The 15962-nt window shown below is 71.8% G+C and carries 12 protein-coding genes; 6 read left to right on the top strand and 6 right to left on the bottom strand.

Annotation, left to right across the window (positions count from 1 at the left end):
- Positions 1–36: 36 nt before the first annotated feature.
- Positions 37–3129 carry a BREX system ATP-binding domain-containing protein gene (locus tag ACWCV9_RS34015; RefSeq protein ID WP_450792415.1) on the top strand — a complete coding sequence of 1031 codons (3093 nt, stop codon included), beginning with the start codon at positions 37–39 and terminating at the stop codon, positions 3127–3129.
- A 135-nt stretch (positions 3130–3264) separates the two neighbouring features.
- On the top strand, positions 3265–4380 hold the full coding sequence (locus tag ACWCV9_RS34020; protein ID WP_450792417.1) for an ADP-ribosylglycohydrolase family protein: 1116 nt from the start codon (positions 3265–3267) through the stop codon (positions 4378–4380).
- A 21-nt stretch (positions 4381–4401) separates the two neighbouring features.
- On the opposite strand, the gene ACWCV9_RS34025 is transcribed toward ACWCV9_RS34020, so the two are convergent.
- From ACWCV9_RS34025 to ACWCV9_RS34035, 3 genes are all read right to left on the bottom strand, one after another.
- Complete coding sequence (locus tag ACWCV9_RS34025; protein WP_450792419.1) at positions 4402–5013, bottom strand: hypothetical protein; 612 nt, start codon at positions 5011–5013, stop codon at positions 4402–4404.
- 40 nt (positions 5014–5053) lie between these two features.
- On the bottom strand, positions 5054–6628 hold the full coding sequence (locus ACWCV9_RS34030) for a sodium:solute symporter family protein (protein ID WP_450792421.1): 1575 nt from the start codon (positions 6626–6628) through the stop codon (positions 5054–5056).
- Between the two features lie 128 nt (positions 6629–6756).
- A complete protein-coding gene (locus ACWCV9_RS34035; protein WP_450792422.1) occupies positions 6757–7545 on the bottom strand; it encodes an SDR family oxidoreductase in 789 nt (262 codons plus the stop codon).
- A gap of 120 nt (positions 7546–7665) precedes the next feature.
- Here ACWCV9_RS34035 and ACWCV9_RS34040 point away from each other — a divergent pair, with 120 nt between their 5' ends.
- On the top strand, positions 7666–8514 hold the full coding sequence (locus tag ACWCV9_RS34040) for a hypothetical protein (protein WP_450792424.1): 849 nt from the start codon (positions 7666–7668) through the stop codon (positions 8512–8514).
- 10 nt (positions 8515–8524) lie between these two features.
- Here ACWCV9_RS34040 and ACWCV9_RS34045 read toward each other — a convergent pair whose 3' ends face one another.
- The gene (locus ACWCV9_RS34045; protein WP_450792425.1) at positions 8525–10456 is read right to left on the bottom strand and encodes an MFS transporter; all 1932 of its coding nucleotides are present in this window, start codon (positions 10454–10456) and stop codon (positions 8525–8527) included.
- Between the two features lie 157 nt (positions 10457–10613).
- Positions 10614–12845: a D-alanyl-D-alanine carboxypeptidase gene (locus ACWCV9_RS34050; RefSeq protein WP_450792427.1), complete on the bottom strand. Its 2232-nt coding sequence runs from the start codon at positions 12843–12845 to the stop codon at positions 10614–10616.
- 195 nt (positions 12846–13040) lie between these two features.
- Here ACWCV9_RS34050 and ACWCV9_RS34055 point away from each other — a divergent pair, with 195 nt between their 5' ends.
- The 3 genes from ACWCV9_RS34055 to ACWCV9_RS34065 all read left to right on the top strand — a co-directional run bounded on the left by ACWCV9_RS34055 (position 13041) and on the right by ACWCV9_RS34065 (position 15276).
- Entirely contained in the window at positions 13041–13766 is a 726-nt protein-coding gene (locus ACWCV9_RS34055; protein WP_385847150.1) for a GOLPH3/VPS74 family protein, read from the top strand.
- A gap of 271 nt (positions 13767–14037) precedes the next feature.
- Positions 14038–14895 carry a helix-turn-helix domain-containing protein gene (locus tag ACWCV9_RS34060; protein WP_385847149.1) on the top strand — a complete coding sequence of 286 codons (858 nt, stop codon included), beginning with the start codon at positions 14038–14040 and terminating at the stop codon, positions 14893–14895.
- A 189-nt stretch (positions 14896–15084) separates the two neighbouring features.
- On the top strand, positions 15085–15276 hold the full coding sequence (locus ACWCV9_RS34065; protein WP_450792430.1) for a DUF397 domain-containing protein: 192 nt from the start codon (positions 15085–15087) through the stop codon (positions 15274–15276).
- Between the two features lie 98 nt (positions 15277–15374).
- Here ACWCV9_RS34065 and ACWCV9_RS34070 read toward each other — a convergent pair whose 3' ends face one another.
- Positions 15375–15863, bottom strand: coding sequence for a glutathione peroxidase (locus ACWCV9_RS34070; RefSeq protein ID WP_450792431.1), 489 nt, complete (start codon positions 15861–15863; stop codon positions 15375–15377).
- Positions 15864–15962: the final 99 nt, after the last annotated feature.

Genomic DNA, 15962 nt, shown 5'->3' on the forward strand with positions numbered 1-15962 from the left:
GAGCCACAATGAACCCTGGCCGGGGGAGGTCGGAGTATGGCGCAGGGGCAGGCACGGCGGCCGTCGATGCATGAACTGATCGGGCGGCGCAGACGCGCGGGGTTCATCGGCCGCAGCGACGAACGGGCCGCCTTCCGGGAGAACCTGGACCTGGCCCCGGAGGACGAGCGGCACCGCTTCCTCTTCCACATCCACGGCCAGGCCGGCGTCGGAAAGACCTTCCTGGTCCGGGAACTGGAGCAGATCGCCCGGGAACGCGGCGCGGTCACCGCGTACGTGGACGAGAGCGCCGGCAGCGTGCCCGAGGCGCTGACCGCGATCAGCCGCCGACTCGCCGAGCAGGGCCACCGGTTGAAGAAGCTGGAGGAACGTCTCGCCGCCCACCGGGAGCGCCGGCACGAGGCCGAGGCCGAGGTCGCCACCCTGGAACCCGCCCCGGACCTCCCGGGCGGCCCGTCCCCGCTCACCACCACGGCGGTACGGCTCGGCATGGCGGGCCTGGGCGCCCTGGTCCCCGGTGCCGGCGCCTTCGTGGGCGCGGTGGACGCGGCCCAGCTCGCGGAGGGCGCGACCCGGCTGAAGGCCCGGCTCAGCGCGCGCTTCCGCGACCAGGAGGACGTCCAGCTGGTGCTGTCCCCGGAGCGGGTCCTGACCCCCAGGCTGCTGGAGGACCTCCCGGCGGTCACCTCCGCCGTCCCCTGGCTCGTCCTGTTCTTCGACACCTACGAACGCACCGGCCCGTTCCTCGACGCCTGGCTGCACACCCTGATGACCACCGACCGGTACGGCGCCCTGCCCGCCAATGTCATCGTCGTCACCGCGGGCCAGCGGCCCTTCGACACCGCCCGCTGGGGCGGCTTCGCCGACTTCATGACGGACCTGCCGATCGGGCCGTTCACCGAGGCGGAGGCGCGCGGGCTGCTCGCGGACCGGGGCGTGCTGGACGAACCCGTGGTCGCGGAGGTGCTCCGGCTGACCGGCGGCCTGCCCGTCCTCGTCTCCACCCTCGCCGCGACCCGCCCGGCCGACCCGGACGACGTGGGCGACCCGAGCGCCACCGCCGTGGACCGCTTCCTGAAGTGGGAACCCGACCCGGTACGGCGGTCCGTCGCCCTCGCCTGCGCGCTGCCCCGGCGCCTGGACGCCGACGTGTTCCGGGCCGTCACCGACTGCCCCGAGACGGAGGCCGACGCCCTGTACGACTGGCTGCGCGGGATGCCGTTCGTCAGCGAGCGCGCCGACCGGGTCCAGTACCACGACGTCGTACGGGCACCGATGCTGCGGTTGCAGCGCAGCCGGTCGCCGCGCGGCTGGGCGCGGCGCCAGCAACGGCTGGCGGAGGTGCACGCGGCCTGGCGGGAGGAGCGCGCGGCCGGGCTGGACGACCAGTGGGCCGACGACAGATGGCGCGAACTGCGGCTGGCGGAGGCCTACCACCGGCTGTGCGCGGGCGAGCCGACGGCGCTGCCGTCCGCCCTTCGGGTCGTGGTGCGGGCCTGCCGCCGGGGGGACGAGGAGGCCCGCCGCTGGGCCCGGATGCTCGCGGAGGCCGGGGAGGACGCCCAGGACGCGGCACCGGCCCGCTGGGGCCGCGACCTGCTGACCGCCCTCCAGGCACCGAACACCGCCGACGCGCTCGCCCTGCTCCTGGACCGGGCCCCGCTCGACACCACCTCCCGGATCCGCGCGCACCTCTTCCGCGGCGAGATCTTCCACGCCGGTGAGGACTACGACCATGCGCTGGCCGAGTTCGACAGGGCCGTCGCGCTCGACCCCGGGCAGGCCCGCACCTACACCGTCCGGGCCCTCACCCGGGCGAACGTGGGCGATGTCGAGGCGGCCCTGGCCGACCTGGACCGGGCCGTCGAGCTGGACCCCGACGACGCCGCCTCCCTGGGCTTCCGCGGCGAGCACCGCAGGCGGGCCGGCCGCTACGAGGAGGCGCTCGCGGACCTCGACCGGGCGCTCCGACTCGACCCGGCCCTGACCCTCGCCCGTGCCACGCGGGGCGCCCTGCGGCACGTACTCGGCCAGGACGACCTGGCCCTCACCGACCTGGACCGGGCGCTGGCGGCCGACCCCGGCTATGTGTGGGCCCTGGTCGTCCGGGCCCGGGTCCGCCGCTCCCGCGGCGAACGCGCACAGCAGCTGGCCGACCTCGACCGCGCGGCCGAACTCGACCCCGAGGCGCCGTGGGTGCTGTGCGAGCGGGGCGACGCGCTCGCCGCCGCGGGCCGCGAGACGGAGGCACTCGCCGACTACGCGAAAGCCATCGCCCTCGACCCCCGGTACGCCTCCGCCTACGCCAGCCGGGGCGCCCTGCACGGCCGACACGGCCGGGACGCGGAGGCGCTCGCGGACCTCGACCACGCGCTCGGCCTCGCCCCGGACTACCCCTGGGCCCTGGTGCACCGCTCCCAGGTCCACCGCCGCCGGCGCGCCTACGACCGGGCACTCGCCGACGCCCACCGCGCGGTGGAACTCGACCCGCGGGGCGCCTGGGCCCTCACCAACGCGATCCGGACGAACATCGCGGTGGGCCGCCTGGAGCAGGCCCGCACGGATCTGGAGCGGCTTCCCTCCCTGACCCGCGACCCCGGGTGGGCCCGCTACCAGCTGGCCTGTGTGCATGTGCTGGAAGGCCGGTTCGCCGAGGCGCTCGCAGAGTCCGACCTGGCCCCCACCCGGTGCGCCGTCCATCTGCGGCTGCGCCACTGGGACCTGGCCCGGCAGGCCGCCGAGGAGTGGCGGACCGAGGACGAGCCGATGGGCCTGCTGCACCTCACCCTGGCCGTCGGCGGCAGCCGGGGCATCGCCGCCGCCCGCCCGCTGTGGGCCCGCCTGGCCCACGGGATCCGGCACCGCCCCGACCACCCCGCGCAGGACAGGGCGGTCATCGAGGCCACGACGAGCGCGGCCCTCGACGACTGGCCCCGCCTGGACACCGCCCTCCACCACGGCCCCACCGAGTACGACGCCCTCTGCCTCCTGGCCGACTCCCTCACCCTCCTGCTCCACACCCCGGGCACCGACCGCCCGAGACTCACCCCCCGGCTGTCCCGGGTCATCGGGGCGAGGGACGGGCTGCGGGCGCGCTTTGCGGAGTGGCCGGTGTCGGACCTTGTGTGATGAAGCGACGGAGATTGACGCCATGCGGCGGCCTGTTTGACCGTACGGGGCCGGTTTGCCCCACTGAACGGGGTGTTCCCGGTCGATTACAGTGCCTACGGTCGTACGGGCGCACGGTGCCGTGGGGAGGTTCGGGTGGGTGGGACGTCCGGTGCCGTCTGGGGCCGTGCCGAGCAGCAGGACTACCGCAGCCGGGTGCGCGGTGCGCTGCTCGGGGTCGCCCTGGGGGACGCGCTCGGCGGGCCGGCCGACGCGCTGTCCCTGGAGGAGATCCGGGCCGCGTACGGCCCCGAGGGGCTGCTCGACCTCGCCTTCGGGCACGGGCGGCGCGGCAGCATCACCCACCACACCCAGCTGACCCTGTTCACCGTGGACGGGCTGATCCGGGCCCAGGTGCGCCGGGACACCGGGGCCTGGCACCCGCCGACCGATCTGCACCGGGCCTATCTGCGCTGGGCGGCCACCCAGCGGGACTGGGGCCCGGACGAGCGCCGCAAGGACGACGGGTGGCTGGCGCGGGAGGAGTGGCTGTACGCCCGCCGGGAGCCCAGCCGCGCGCTGCTCATCGGGTTCGGCGACGAGGTCATGGGGACGCTGGAGCGGCCGAAGAACCCCGGCGAGATGGGGCCGGAGGCGGTCGCCCGGTCGGCGCCGTTCGGGCTGCTGGTCGGCTGGGAGCCGCAGCTGGTGGTGCAGTTGGCGGTGGAATGCGCCGCGCAGAGCCACGGACATCCGCTGGCCTGTCTGTCGGCGGGCGCCTACGCGGTGATCGTGCACGCGCTGGCACGCGGGGAGAGCCTGGACGCCGCCGTGCAGCGGGCGCTGGCGCTGCTCGCCGCCCGCCCCGGCCACCAGCCCGTCGCGGACGCGTTGCAGCACGCGCTGGGCGCGGTGCGCCAGGGGATCCCGAGCGCCACCCGGGTGGAGGAGCTGGCCGGGGACGGCACGGCGGACGGGCTGCTGGCCGCGTCGGTGTACTGCGCGCTGGTGGGCGAGGACGTACGGCACGGGCTGTGCCTCGCGGTGAACCAGGGCGGCCCCTCCGCCGCGGCCGGCGCGCTGACCGGCGGCCTCCTCGGGGCCCTGCACGGCGAGACGGCCCTCCCGCCGGCCTGGCTGGCCGAGCTGGAGGGCCGGCAGACGATGCTGGAGCTCGCCGACGACTTCGCCATGGAGATGACCCAGGGCCCCGCCCTGCACGGCCCGGCGGGTTCGTCACCGGGCTGGCTGGCGCGGTATCCGCGGGCCTGACGGCCGGCCGGCCCGGTCGGGTCAGGCGCGGACGGCGTGGTGGACCGTCATGCTGCCGCCGGCGTCGAAGTGCCGGATGCGCAGCCCCGACTGCCGGGTGTACTGCACGTCCAGGCGCTGGCCGGAGGCCGTGCCGGACTCGCCGGGCGGCTGCCAGGGCAGGCTGAGGGAGACGGAGTCCGCGACCCGGGCGGGGACGTTCTCGGCGGCGGCGGTCGGTCCCGCGGTGCCGCCCATGTCCTTGGGGACGCCGATCTGGAGCCGGCCGCCCTGGAGCGTCCAGGTGCCCTTCTCCGAGCCGCCGTGGCCGTTCAGCGCCCAGGTGCCGTCGGCGATGGTCATGGTGTAGCTGAAGGGCGACTCGTGGGGCGCCTGTGTGGTGACCTTCCAGGTGCCGCGCACGAAGGACGCGAAGGCCCTGCCGGTGACGCCGGAGGCGGGGGAGGGCGACGACGTGTGGGTGTGGTGCGAGCCCCATTTGGTCTTCGACGTCTTCTTCCCCTTCCCGCCGCTGTGGGAGGTGCTGCTCTTGCATGCCGCGAGCACCGACCCCCCGACGCCGACGGCGAGAAGACGCAGGGCGGTCCGGCGGCCCACCAGCCGGGAGGCCGCGCGCCATGCTTGGATGCTCATCAATTCCCCGTTCATGCCGATCCGTTGAGCAACCGGCACCCTACAGCGGCTGGTGGGGCGCTCCGATCGTGTCCTCCCCGGTGCTCGCGGGTACGGCCGCACCGGCCGGGCCGGCGTCCACATCTGTGTTGATCCGCTCGATGAGGGCGAGGCGCTCCGGGGTGTCCTCCGGCTTCAGGTAGCCGATGGCGATGTAGAGGACCAGGGAGACGGCGAGCGGCACGGAGACCTGGTACTGGAGCGGCACACCGCCCGATATCTCCCAGCTGATGGGGTAGTTGACCAGCCAGAAGGCGAGCAGACCGAGGGCCCAGCTGGTCAGCGCCGCGGTCGGGCCGGAGCGGCGGAACGGGCGGAGCAGGCCCAGCATCATCGGGATCGCGATCGGGCCCATGAGTCCGGCCACCCACTTGATCACGACCGTGATGATGTCGTGGAAGGTGGGGGAGTTGACCTGGGTCGCCACCGCCATGGACAGGCCGAGGAAGACCACCGTCGTGACCCGGGCCGCGACCAGACCGGAGCGTTCGCCCCAGCCGCGGGCCCGCGCGGAGACCACCGGCGCCACGTCCCGGGTGAACACGGCGGCGATGGCGTTCGCGTCGGAGGAGCACATGGCCATGGTGTGGGAGAAGAAGCCGACGACGACCAGGCCCAGCAGGCCGTGCGGGAGCAGCTGTTCGGTCATCAGGCCGTAGGAGTCGGAGCCGTCCGGCTTGTGGGCGTGGACCAGGAGCGGGGACATCCACATCGGGAAGAACAGCACCACCGGCCAGACCAGCCAGAGCACGGCCGACAGCCGTGCCGAGCGCTCGGCCGCGCGGGCGCTGCCCGTGGCCATGTAGCGCTGGGCCTGGTTGAGCATGCCGCCGTTGTACTCGAAGAGCTTGATGAACAGGAAGGCCAGCAGGAAGACGGTGCCGTAGGGGCCGACCAGGGGCTTGCCGTGGCCGTGCAGTTCGGGCCGGTTCCAGGCGTCGAGGAAGCCGATGTGCCGGTCGGCGAGCTTGGCCACCACGGTGACGAACATGGACAGGCCGGCCAGTAACTGGATGACGAACTGGCCGAGTTCGGTGAGCGCGTCCGCCCACAGGCCGCCGATGGTGCAGTAGACGGCGGTGATCGCGCCGGTGATGAGGATGCCCTGGTTCAGGGAGATCCCGGTGAACACGGACAGCAGGGTGGCGATCGCCGCCCACTTGGCGCCCACGTCCACGATCTTCAGCAGCATGCCGGACCAGGCGAGGGCCTGCTGGGTGGGCAGGTTGTAGCGGTTCTTCAGGTATTCGAGGGGGGAGGCCACATGGAGGCGGGAGCGCAGCCGGTTGATGCGCGGGGCGAACAGCTTCGAGCCGATGGCGATGCCGAGCGCGATGGGGAAGGACCAGGTGACGAAGGAGGTGACGCCGTAGGTGTAGGCGATGCCCGCGTACCCGGTGAACATCACCGCGCTGTAGCCCGACATGTGGTGCGAGATGCCGGACAGCCACCAGGGCATCTTGCCGCCGGCCGTGAAGAAGTCGGAGACGTTGTCGACGCGCTTGTGCGACCAGACGCCGATCGCGACCATCACACCGAAGTAGCCGATGAGCACGGCCCAGTCGAGACTGTTCATATGCCCGATCGTGAGTGCGGTCACATGAACACGACAAGCAACGGTAAGGTCAAGTCGCGGTAAAAATGTTCGGTGTGGTGACTTCCGTTCACGCACATGAACGGCTTATATGAAGCCCGGTTGGTCGCTCACCGCATCAGCTCCCCCGCGTTGACCAGCAGCGACTGCCCCGTGATGGCCCGCGCCCGGTCCGAGGCGAGAAACACCGCCGCGTCCGCCACATCGGCGTCCGTGGCCAGCTCCGGCAACGCCATCCGCTCGGTCAGCCGCCCCAGCACCTCCGCCTCCGGTACGCCCTCCGCGTGGGCCGTGAACCGGACGTACGCCTCCACCGGCGGCCCCCACATCCAGCCCGGCAGCACCGAGTTGACGCGGATGCGGTACGGGCCCAGCTCGCGGGCGAGGGAGTACATCGCGCTCGTCAGCGCCCCCTTCGACGCGGCGTACGCGGCCTGCCGCACCTGCGAGGGCGCGGCGACGGCCGACTGGGTGCCGATGAACACCACCGCACCGCCCCCGCCCGCCTTCAGCGCCGGCAGACAGGCCCGGGTCATCCGCAGGGTGCCGAGCAGATTGACGTCCAGGACCGACTGCCAGGTCGCGAAGTCCGCGTCCTCCAGTCCGCCGAAGCAGGAGTCCCAGGCGGCCACGTGCACCACGGCGTCGATCCCGCCGAACCGCTCGCGCGCCAGCTGTGCCAGCGCCGCGCACCGGCCCTCGTCCGTGATGTCGGTCGCCCGGTACGCCGTGTGCCCGCCCTCCGGATCGATCCCGGCCGCGCTCTTCGCCAGGTTCGCCTCGGTGCGCGCCCCGAGGACCGCGTTCCCGCCGTCCCGTACGACGGCCGCGGCCACCTGGTGGCCGAGACCGGCCCCGACTCCGGAGACGACGACGGTCTTGCCGCTCAGCAGGGACATGGGGTCCTCCTCCGGTACGCACTCCGGTATGGCGCTTTATCTGACGGGGCGTCAGAGTATGGGCGACCGCAGCAGGACGGAAGCAGCAGGACGGAAGCAGCAGGACGGAAGGGGAGCCGCATGAGTGAGGAGACCCGCAGCGAGGTGTACGGCGAACTGGCCGCCGTCGGGCCGTACGGGGTGCGGCCGGGCCACGCCCTGATCACCATGGTCGAACCGCACCCCGGCCACGAGTACGCCTACAACCGCTGGTACGAGGACGACCACTACTACGCCGGCGCGATGGCCATGCCCTGGATGTACGCGGGCCGCCGCTGGGTCGCCACCCGGGAGCTACAGCTCCTGCGTTACCCCGAGAAGTCGGCGGTCGCCCAGCCGGTCACCACCGGCTGCTACCTCTCCACCTACTGGATCACCGAGGGCCGCTACGACGACCACATGCAGTGGACCGTCGCCGTCAACCGGCGCCTCAACCGGGACGCGCGCGTCTACCACGACCGCACCCACGTCTTCACCGCCTTCCAGGACCACGCGGCGACGGTCTACCGGGACGGCGCCGCCGGACCCCGGGACGTCCACGCCCTCGACCACCCCTACGCCGGGCTGGTGCTGGAGGTGGTGGAGAGCGGCACGCCGGAGCAGCGCGCCGAGCTGCTGGAGTGGCTGGCCGGCCGCGGCCTGCCGCGCCGCCTCGCCGGCTCCCCGGCTGCCCTGGTGACGGTCTTCCGGCCCACCCCGCTCCCCGGCGACCGCATGACCTACGTCAAGCAGGTCGAGGGCGTCGACACCCGCCTCACCCTGCTGTGGTTCCTGGAGCGGGACCCGAGGGAGTGCTGGGCGGAGCACTTCACCGGGCTGGACGAGGAGGTCGCCGGGACCGGACTGGGCCGGGTGGAGCTGGTGGCACCGTTCATCCCCACGGTGCCCGGCACGGACCGCTATGTGTCCGAGCTGCGCGACGCTCCCTGACTGCGCGGCGCTACTTCAGCTCGTCCGGGCACGGCGTACCGCGCGGCAGCTGGTACGGCGCGGCCAGCCGGTACGTCCCCGCCCGCGGCGCCAGCAGCATGGTCCACTTGTCCCCGTTGGCGTCCTCCGGGGTCTCCATCAGACACCCGTTGACGTTGTCGTACGTCTTCGGCGTGCCCGGCGCCCGGTGCTTGGACGCCTCCGTCTCCTGCGGCGGCTTCAGGCTCTTGCCGTGCGCGTCCACGACGCTCAGCCACGGCGAGTACGGGATCCGGATCAGGATCCGACCCGGCTTGCGCACCTCCAGTGTCATCTCGCCCTGGTCGACGACGTCCACCACCGCGTGCGGCTCGGCGAGCGGCGTCGGATCGGTCACCGCGAACAGCTGCCAGTTGGCGTCGCCCCAGACCTGCCGCAGATACGGCATCCCCCGCTGGAGCAGCTGCCGCTCGCGCTGACCGCCGTCCCCGTCCGGGTCGTCCTTCGGCAGCACCACGAAGTGCACGGCCCACCGCTGGAGCCACTCGTGGTAGTTCGCCGAGTTCAGCGTGTCGTCGTAGAAGAGCGGATTGCGCTCCATGTCGGCCTGCCGGTTCCAGCCGCGCGCCAGGTTCACGTACGGCGCGAGCGCGGAGGCCTCCCGGTGCGAGCGGGCCGGGACCACCTCGACGCGGCCCTTCTCCGCGCCGGCCTTCTGGAGCTGGTGGACCAGCGGAGCCAGCTCACGGGCCCAGGACGCGGCGGGGGTGGTGTGGATGATGTCGTCCACCGTCTTGAAGCCGACCCAGCCGGTGAAGCCCAGGAAGGCCAGCACGGTCACGTACCACTTGCGCGACTTCGGCACGGTGTACGGCAGCGCGGCGATCAGCGTCGCACCGGCGAACAGCATGGGCAGCCGGGAGATGTTCGAGCCGATCTGCGAGTTGATCAGCCAGACCAGCACGACCCCGACGCTGTACACGGCCGCCGTGAGCCGCACGGTCACCCACTGCTTCGGCACCAGGAACAGGCAGAGCAGGCCGTACAGCAGGGGCAGCACCACCGAGCCGAAGATCATCGGCTGGGTGCCGGAGAACGGGAAGAGGAAGTACGACGCGGCCACCACCAGGGACGGCGCGAGCCCCAGCGCCCAGGCGCCCGGCCGCCGCTTCTGGAGGAACAGCGCGACCGCGACCAGACCCACGAACAGACCCGAGACCGGCGAGGCCATGGTGGACAGCCCGGCCAGCGGCGCGGCCACCGCCGCCTTCGCCCAGCGCTTGTACCGCCACCGGTGCGGCCAGCAGAACACGGCCGCGACCGCGCCGAGCGCGAACATGGTGCCGAGCCCGAAGGTCACCCGGCCCGAGATCGCGTTGCACAGCAGCGCGAAGACCCCGGCCAGGGAGACCCACAGCGGGTTGCGCACCGCCCGGCTGCGGATCAGCAGCAGCGTCAGCAGACCCGCCGACGCCGTCCCGGCGATCATCATCGTCGTACGGACGCCGAGGACCGCCATCAGATACGGCGACACCACGCTGTACGACACCGGGTGCATACCGCCGTACCACGCGAGGTTGTACGCCGAGTCCGGGTGCCGGCCGACGAACTCCGCCCACGCGTCCTGCGCGGCGAGGTCGCCACCGCTGTTCGCAAAGGTGAAGAACCAGACGATGTGCAGGACGCCCGCGAGCGCGGTGACGGACAGCACGGGGTGCGCCAGCATGCGCCGGCGCAGCGGCTCGGCGGCGGCCAGCAGCCGCCCGAGCACGCTCCCGCGTGCGGGCGCGCCGGTCTCGCCGGTCCCGTCGGTTCTGTTGTTCCCGTCGGGCCGGTCGGGCCCGTCGGTCCCGTTCCCGCCGGTGTCCCTGCTGATGGTGTCAGTCGTGGACTGGCGTATTCGCGGGCCGTTTCCCGGGCCCGGATCGGCGTCGTCGGCGCGTGTCGGCTCCGCTGTGGCCACCTGAAGGCACTCCCCGTGATCCCGTCTTCTGTTCTTCTCGTCCAGTTCGCGGCCGCGTCCCTCGACCGACGACTGCCCGATTCGTGACGCTAGCACGCACCCCGCCGACGGGCCCCTCGGGTGGGGCTCCGCAGCGGGGTGCGGGGAGTGGCGGGGGTCAGCCCAGACGGGTGAGCTTGGCGCCGAAGCCGGGCTCGGCCAGATCCTTCTGGAGGGCCACGGGCACCTTCACCGCGGCGGCCGTACCGTCACCCACGGTGAGCGTGCCGACCGTGGTGCCGGCCTTCGCGGTGTGCGGGACGGTGCCGGCGGCGAAGGACAGCCTCACCTTCAGCCCGGACCAGCCGACCGCCGTGACGTCCTTGGTGAGCACGACCGGGGTGTGGCCGCCGAGGCCGTCGTCCACATACCCCACGACATCACCCTTCTTCAGGATCGTCGCGGAGGTCAGCGCGTCCTGGGCGGCGAGCAGCGCGGTCTTGCTGACCTCGTTGGCCGTGCCGATGATCGGCGTCTTGTGCTGGCCGAGGATCGCGCCGACGATCGTGACCGTCTGGCCGCCGACCGTCTTGCGGGACGCGAAGAGCAGGTTGCCGCCCGCCGCGGTGGTGCTGCCGGTCTTGATGCCGATCGCCCCGATGCGGTACGGCAGCTCGTTGACGTTCGGCCAGTTGTAGCCGGAGGGGTCCGTCCAGCTGGCGGCGCTGGTGATGGCGACCAGGGCCGGGTTCTTGACCACCGCGCGACCGAGCTTCACCTGGTCCCGGGCGGTGGAGATGGTGCTCTCCTTCAGGCCCGAGGGGTCGGTGTACGTCGTGTGGGTCATCCCCAGCTGCTTGGCGGTGGCGTTCATCTTCTTGACGAACGCCGCCTCCGAGCCCGCGTCCCAGCGCGCGAGGAGCCGCGCGATGTTGTTGGCGGAGGGGATCATGACGGCCGACAGGGCCTGCTTCTCGGTCAGGTACTGGCCGGCCTTGACGGTGTTGAGCGTGGACTCGCCGCCGCTCTTGTCGTAGCCGCCCTCCTTCTCCGCCGTCGCGTCGATCTTGATCTTCGGGCCCTCCTGGCCGGGCTTCAGCGGGTGGTCCCGGAGGATGATGTACGAGGTCATGGTCTTGGCGACGGAGCCGATGGCCGCGGGGGTCTGCTTGCCGAAGGAGCCCATCGTGCCGATGCCGTCGACGTCGATCACGCCCTGGCCCTCGTTCGGCCAGGGCAGGTTCGTCGAGGCGCCGGCGAAGGTGTAGCTGTCCTTGCCGGTGAGCGCGAGGGTGGGGGACGGCAGCGGGCGTACCGCCTGGACGACCGCGAAGATGATCGCCAGGAGCAGGACCACCGGGGTCCAGATCTTGATCCGGCGAACCACCGTGCGGACCGGGGTCTCCGGGGGCGGCGGCGTGTTCGTCAGCTCCGCCAGCAGGTCCAGCGGGGGCTTCGGGGGCAGCGGCTGCTGGGTGGTGCGCTCCGGGCCGACCTGAGGGAGGGCGGTGTTCGGAGCGGTGAGGTCCGGCTTGGCGGCGGGCTTGGGGGCAGGCTTCGGAGCGGGATTGCGGTCCGGCCTTATGTCGTCCTTGAGCTTGAGCATCGTCGTCGGCTGGTCGACGGGGGCGTCGGCCTTGGGACGTACGGCCTTGAAGACGGCGGTGGGCTGGTCCACGGGCTTGGCCTGCGGCGCCTTGGCCTGCGGCGGCTCGGCGGGGGTCGCCTCGGCTTCGCCGTCGGCGTCCTCGTTCCCACCCGCACGGGGTGCCTGCGGCGCTTCCGCGGGTTTCGCCTCGGCTTCGCCTTCGGCGTCCTCGTTCCCACCCGCACCACCCGTGCGGGTTTCGTCGTCGGCTGCGGGTGGCCCCTGTGGGGCGTCCTCGCCGTCGGCGGCTTCCTCGTCGTCCTCGGCCTTGTCGGCAGCAGCCTTGGTTTCGGGGGCAGTCTCCGTCTCTGCCTCCGTCTCCTCCTCTGCCTCTGCCTCTGCCTCGGGCTCTTCCTCTGTCTTCGCTTCCTCTACTTCCGCCTCGTCCTTGGTCTCTGAGGGGGCCTCAGCGGGGGCAGGCTTCGCGGGTGCAACCGGGTTGGTGTCGCGGACCCAGGAGGAGACGGCCTTGCGGAGGGCGGTGTCGTCGGCGTCCTCGGTGTTCTCGGCGTCGTCGGCGTCGTCGGCGTCGTCGGCGTCCTCGGAGTCCTTGGCGTCCTCGGCGTCCTCGGTCTTCTTCGGGGTGACCTCGCGGACGGAGAGGACCTTCGTCGCGGTGTCCGTCGTACCGTTCGAGGAATCCTTTTCGCGGGACACCGCGAGTCGCGGATCGCGCGCCTCGGGAACCGAGTCCGCGCTCCCCGGCGTCGGTTCCTCCGACGACCCGCGCTGCTTCGACCTGTCGGGGGACTCGCCCGCCACCGATGCCTCCTCATGCGCCGCACGCCCACTCGCGCGCCCTGTCCGAACCATGTACCAGTGTCCTGTGTGAGGGCCTGGCCGCTGCCGAAGACGAGAACGACATACCTACCGGTTCCCTCACGAACCGGTCACGCGCCCTCGACAGACCAATGTGAGAGGGGTCACCCTGTCATTCATCCACGCGGGGAGGCATGGATGGGCAGGAGCCGCAGAACACTTCCGGAGGAGCTTCTGTTGCTCGCACTGGACCCGGCCACGGGTACCACTGCGCAGCCGCAGTCGCTCGACCTCGGTCTGGCCGGAGCACAGCTAGTGGAGCTGGCGCTGGCCGGACGGATAGCCCCAGACGGGGATCGTATCGCCGTGGTGGTGCCACGGCCGACAGGAGATCCAACCCTGGACTGCGCGTTGGAGCTGCTGCGAAGGCGCGGCGCTCCGGTGCGGGCGGTCCACTGGATCGGCGGGCCCCGGCTGGGGCTCCGTCAGACGTACCTCTCGCATCTGGAGCGGTGCGGCATGGTGCATGCCGTGGCCGGTCAGATGTGCGGGGTGCTGCCGACGACGCGCTACCAGGCGACGGACAACGAGATCAGCCGGGAGATCCGAGCCCGGCTGGATTCCGCGATCCGCACCGGCGTGCCGCCGGACCCGCGGACCGCGGCGCTCGCCGCCCTGGCGCACGCCGTCGGGCTCGGCAAGCACCTGTACCCGGGGAACGAGGGACGCTCGTCCCGCTCCCGGCTGCGGGATCTCATCCGGCACGACCCCATGGGCGGGCTCGTCGCGCACGCCGTGATGGACGTGCAGAACGGCGCCGCCGCGGCGCCGCGTCGAGGCGCGGCCGCAGCCCGGCCCGAACCCGCGCGCGGTGTTCCGATGCAGCCGCGCCACGGATCCATGGCACGCGCCGTGGCTCACTGAGCCGCAGCCGTCACCACGGTCCCCCAGACCCGGTTCGGGAGCCGCTGGTCCGAGCGGGGCGGTGAGATCCTTCGTGGATCTCGCCGTCCCGCTCGACTGCGTCCCGGAGCGCCGTCCGGCACACCATCGGGTGGCGTACCGTGGCGAACTGACGCGTACGCGCCGCATATCCACCATTTCCCAGCGGTAGAAAGCACCTTGGTGGCAGTCTGCTCAACAGCAGATACGGAAAGTGTTAAGTCACAGGCAGACAGCCGGAGGTGCACGTCCCGTGGCGTCCAATGTCAATCCCACCGTCAGGCGACGCCGGCTGGGCCAGGAGCTGCGCAGGCTTCGCGAGCTCAAAGGCATGACGGCCGAGGAAGTGGCCGAGCGGCTGCTGGTGTCGCAGTCGAAGATCAGCCGGCTGGAGAACGGCCGGCGCAGCATCAGCCAGCGCGATGTGCGCGATCTGTGCGGGGTCTACGAGGTCGAGGACCAGCGGATCGTCGACTCGCTGATGGAGATGGCCCGCGACTCCCGGCAGCAGGGCTGGTGGCACACGTTCGGGGACATCCCGTACAGCGTGTACATCGGGCTGGAGACCGACGCCGAGTCGCTGCGCGTGTACGAACCCCAGCTGGTGACCGGGCTCTTGCAGACCCGCGCGTACGCCGAGGCGCTGGTGCAGGGCGCGCTCCCGGAGACGTCGACCGCCGAGATCGAGAAGCGGGTCTCGGTGCGGATGCGGCGACAGGAACGTATCACCGCCGAGAAGAACCCGCTCCGGCTGTGGGTGGTGCTGGACGAGGCGGCGCTGCGCCGGGTCGTCGGCAGCAGGCTGGTGATGCGGGAACAGCTGGAGCACCTGATCGAGATGTCCCAGCTGCCGCATGTCACCGTGCAGGTGCTGCCCTTCGATGTGGGCGCCCATCCGGGGCTCAACGGGCAGTACGCGATCCTGGAGTTCAGCGACGCGGCCGACTCCAGCGTGGTGTACCTGGAGGGCGTCACCAGCGACCTGTACCTGGAGAAGGCGCAGGACGTGCAGAGGTACGCCGTGATGTACGAGCATCTGCGGGCACAGTCCCTCAATGTGGAACAGTCCCGGCAATTCATCGACACGGTGGCGAAAGGGTACGCGGAGTGAGCCGCTGACGGCGGGGGTGCCGGATCGTACACCGTCCCTCTGCTTCGGTGGAAGGCTCACCTGGAATATGCCATCCGGTTGAGTGAACGAGTACTCCAGCAGGGGCGGTTGCCCGGTAGCGTCGATCACGCCAATCAGTCGGACAGGTTGGCGTGAACCGCACCACCGCAACTCGCAACAGGAGTGGACATGGCACTGATTCAGGGCGCTTCGGAGACGTGGATGAAGTCCTCCTACTCGGCGGGCAACGGCGCCTGCGTCGAGGTCAAGTCGCCCACCGCCGCCCAGCTCGCCGTTCGTGACTCCAAGGACCTCCAGGGACCGGTCCTGGCCTTCCCCGCCGAGGCGTGGAACGCCTTCGTGGCCTCGGTCAAGGCCTGACCCAGGGGGCCTTTCTGACCCTCGACAACCGCACAGGCACCACCAGAAGAGCCCTCTCGACGAGTCGCCGTCCTTGCCGAGAGGGCTCGGCCATGTCCTCAGCCGAGCTGGGCCTCGATCGCCGAGACGATCTCGTCCGACTCCGGCTCGGTCTGCGGCGAGAAGCGGGCGACGACCGTGCCGTCCCGCCCGATCAGGAACTTCTCGAAGTTCCAGCGGATGTCCCCGGTGTAGCCCTCGGCGTCGGCGAAGCCGGTCAGCCGCTCGTACAGCGGGTGCCGGCCCGCGCCGTTCACCTCGACCTTCTCGGTCAGCGGGAACGTCACGCCGTACGTCGCCGAGCAGAACTCCGCGATCTCCTCGGCGGTGCCGGGCTCCTGGCCGAGGAACTGGTTGCAGGGCACGCCGAGCACGGTGAAGCCCCGGTCCGCGTACCGCTCCTGGAGCTTCTCCAAGCCCGTGTACTGCGGGGTCAGGCCGCACTTGGAGGCGACGTTCACGATGAGGACCGCCTGGCCGGCGTACTGGGATAGGTCGGCGGGGCCGCCGGTGAGGGCGTCGATGTCTACGGTGAGTACGTTGGTCATGCCCGGATGCTATGCGCTCCGCGGGTTCGGCCGGTGAACACCGGGTGCTGTGGGTGCGTTTTTGGCTGCGGGTCCGTTGTGGCCGGTCGCGCAGTTCCC

The sequence above is a fragment of the Streptomyces sp. NPDC001606 genome (assembly GCF_053596835.1).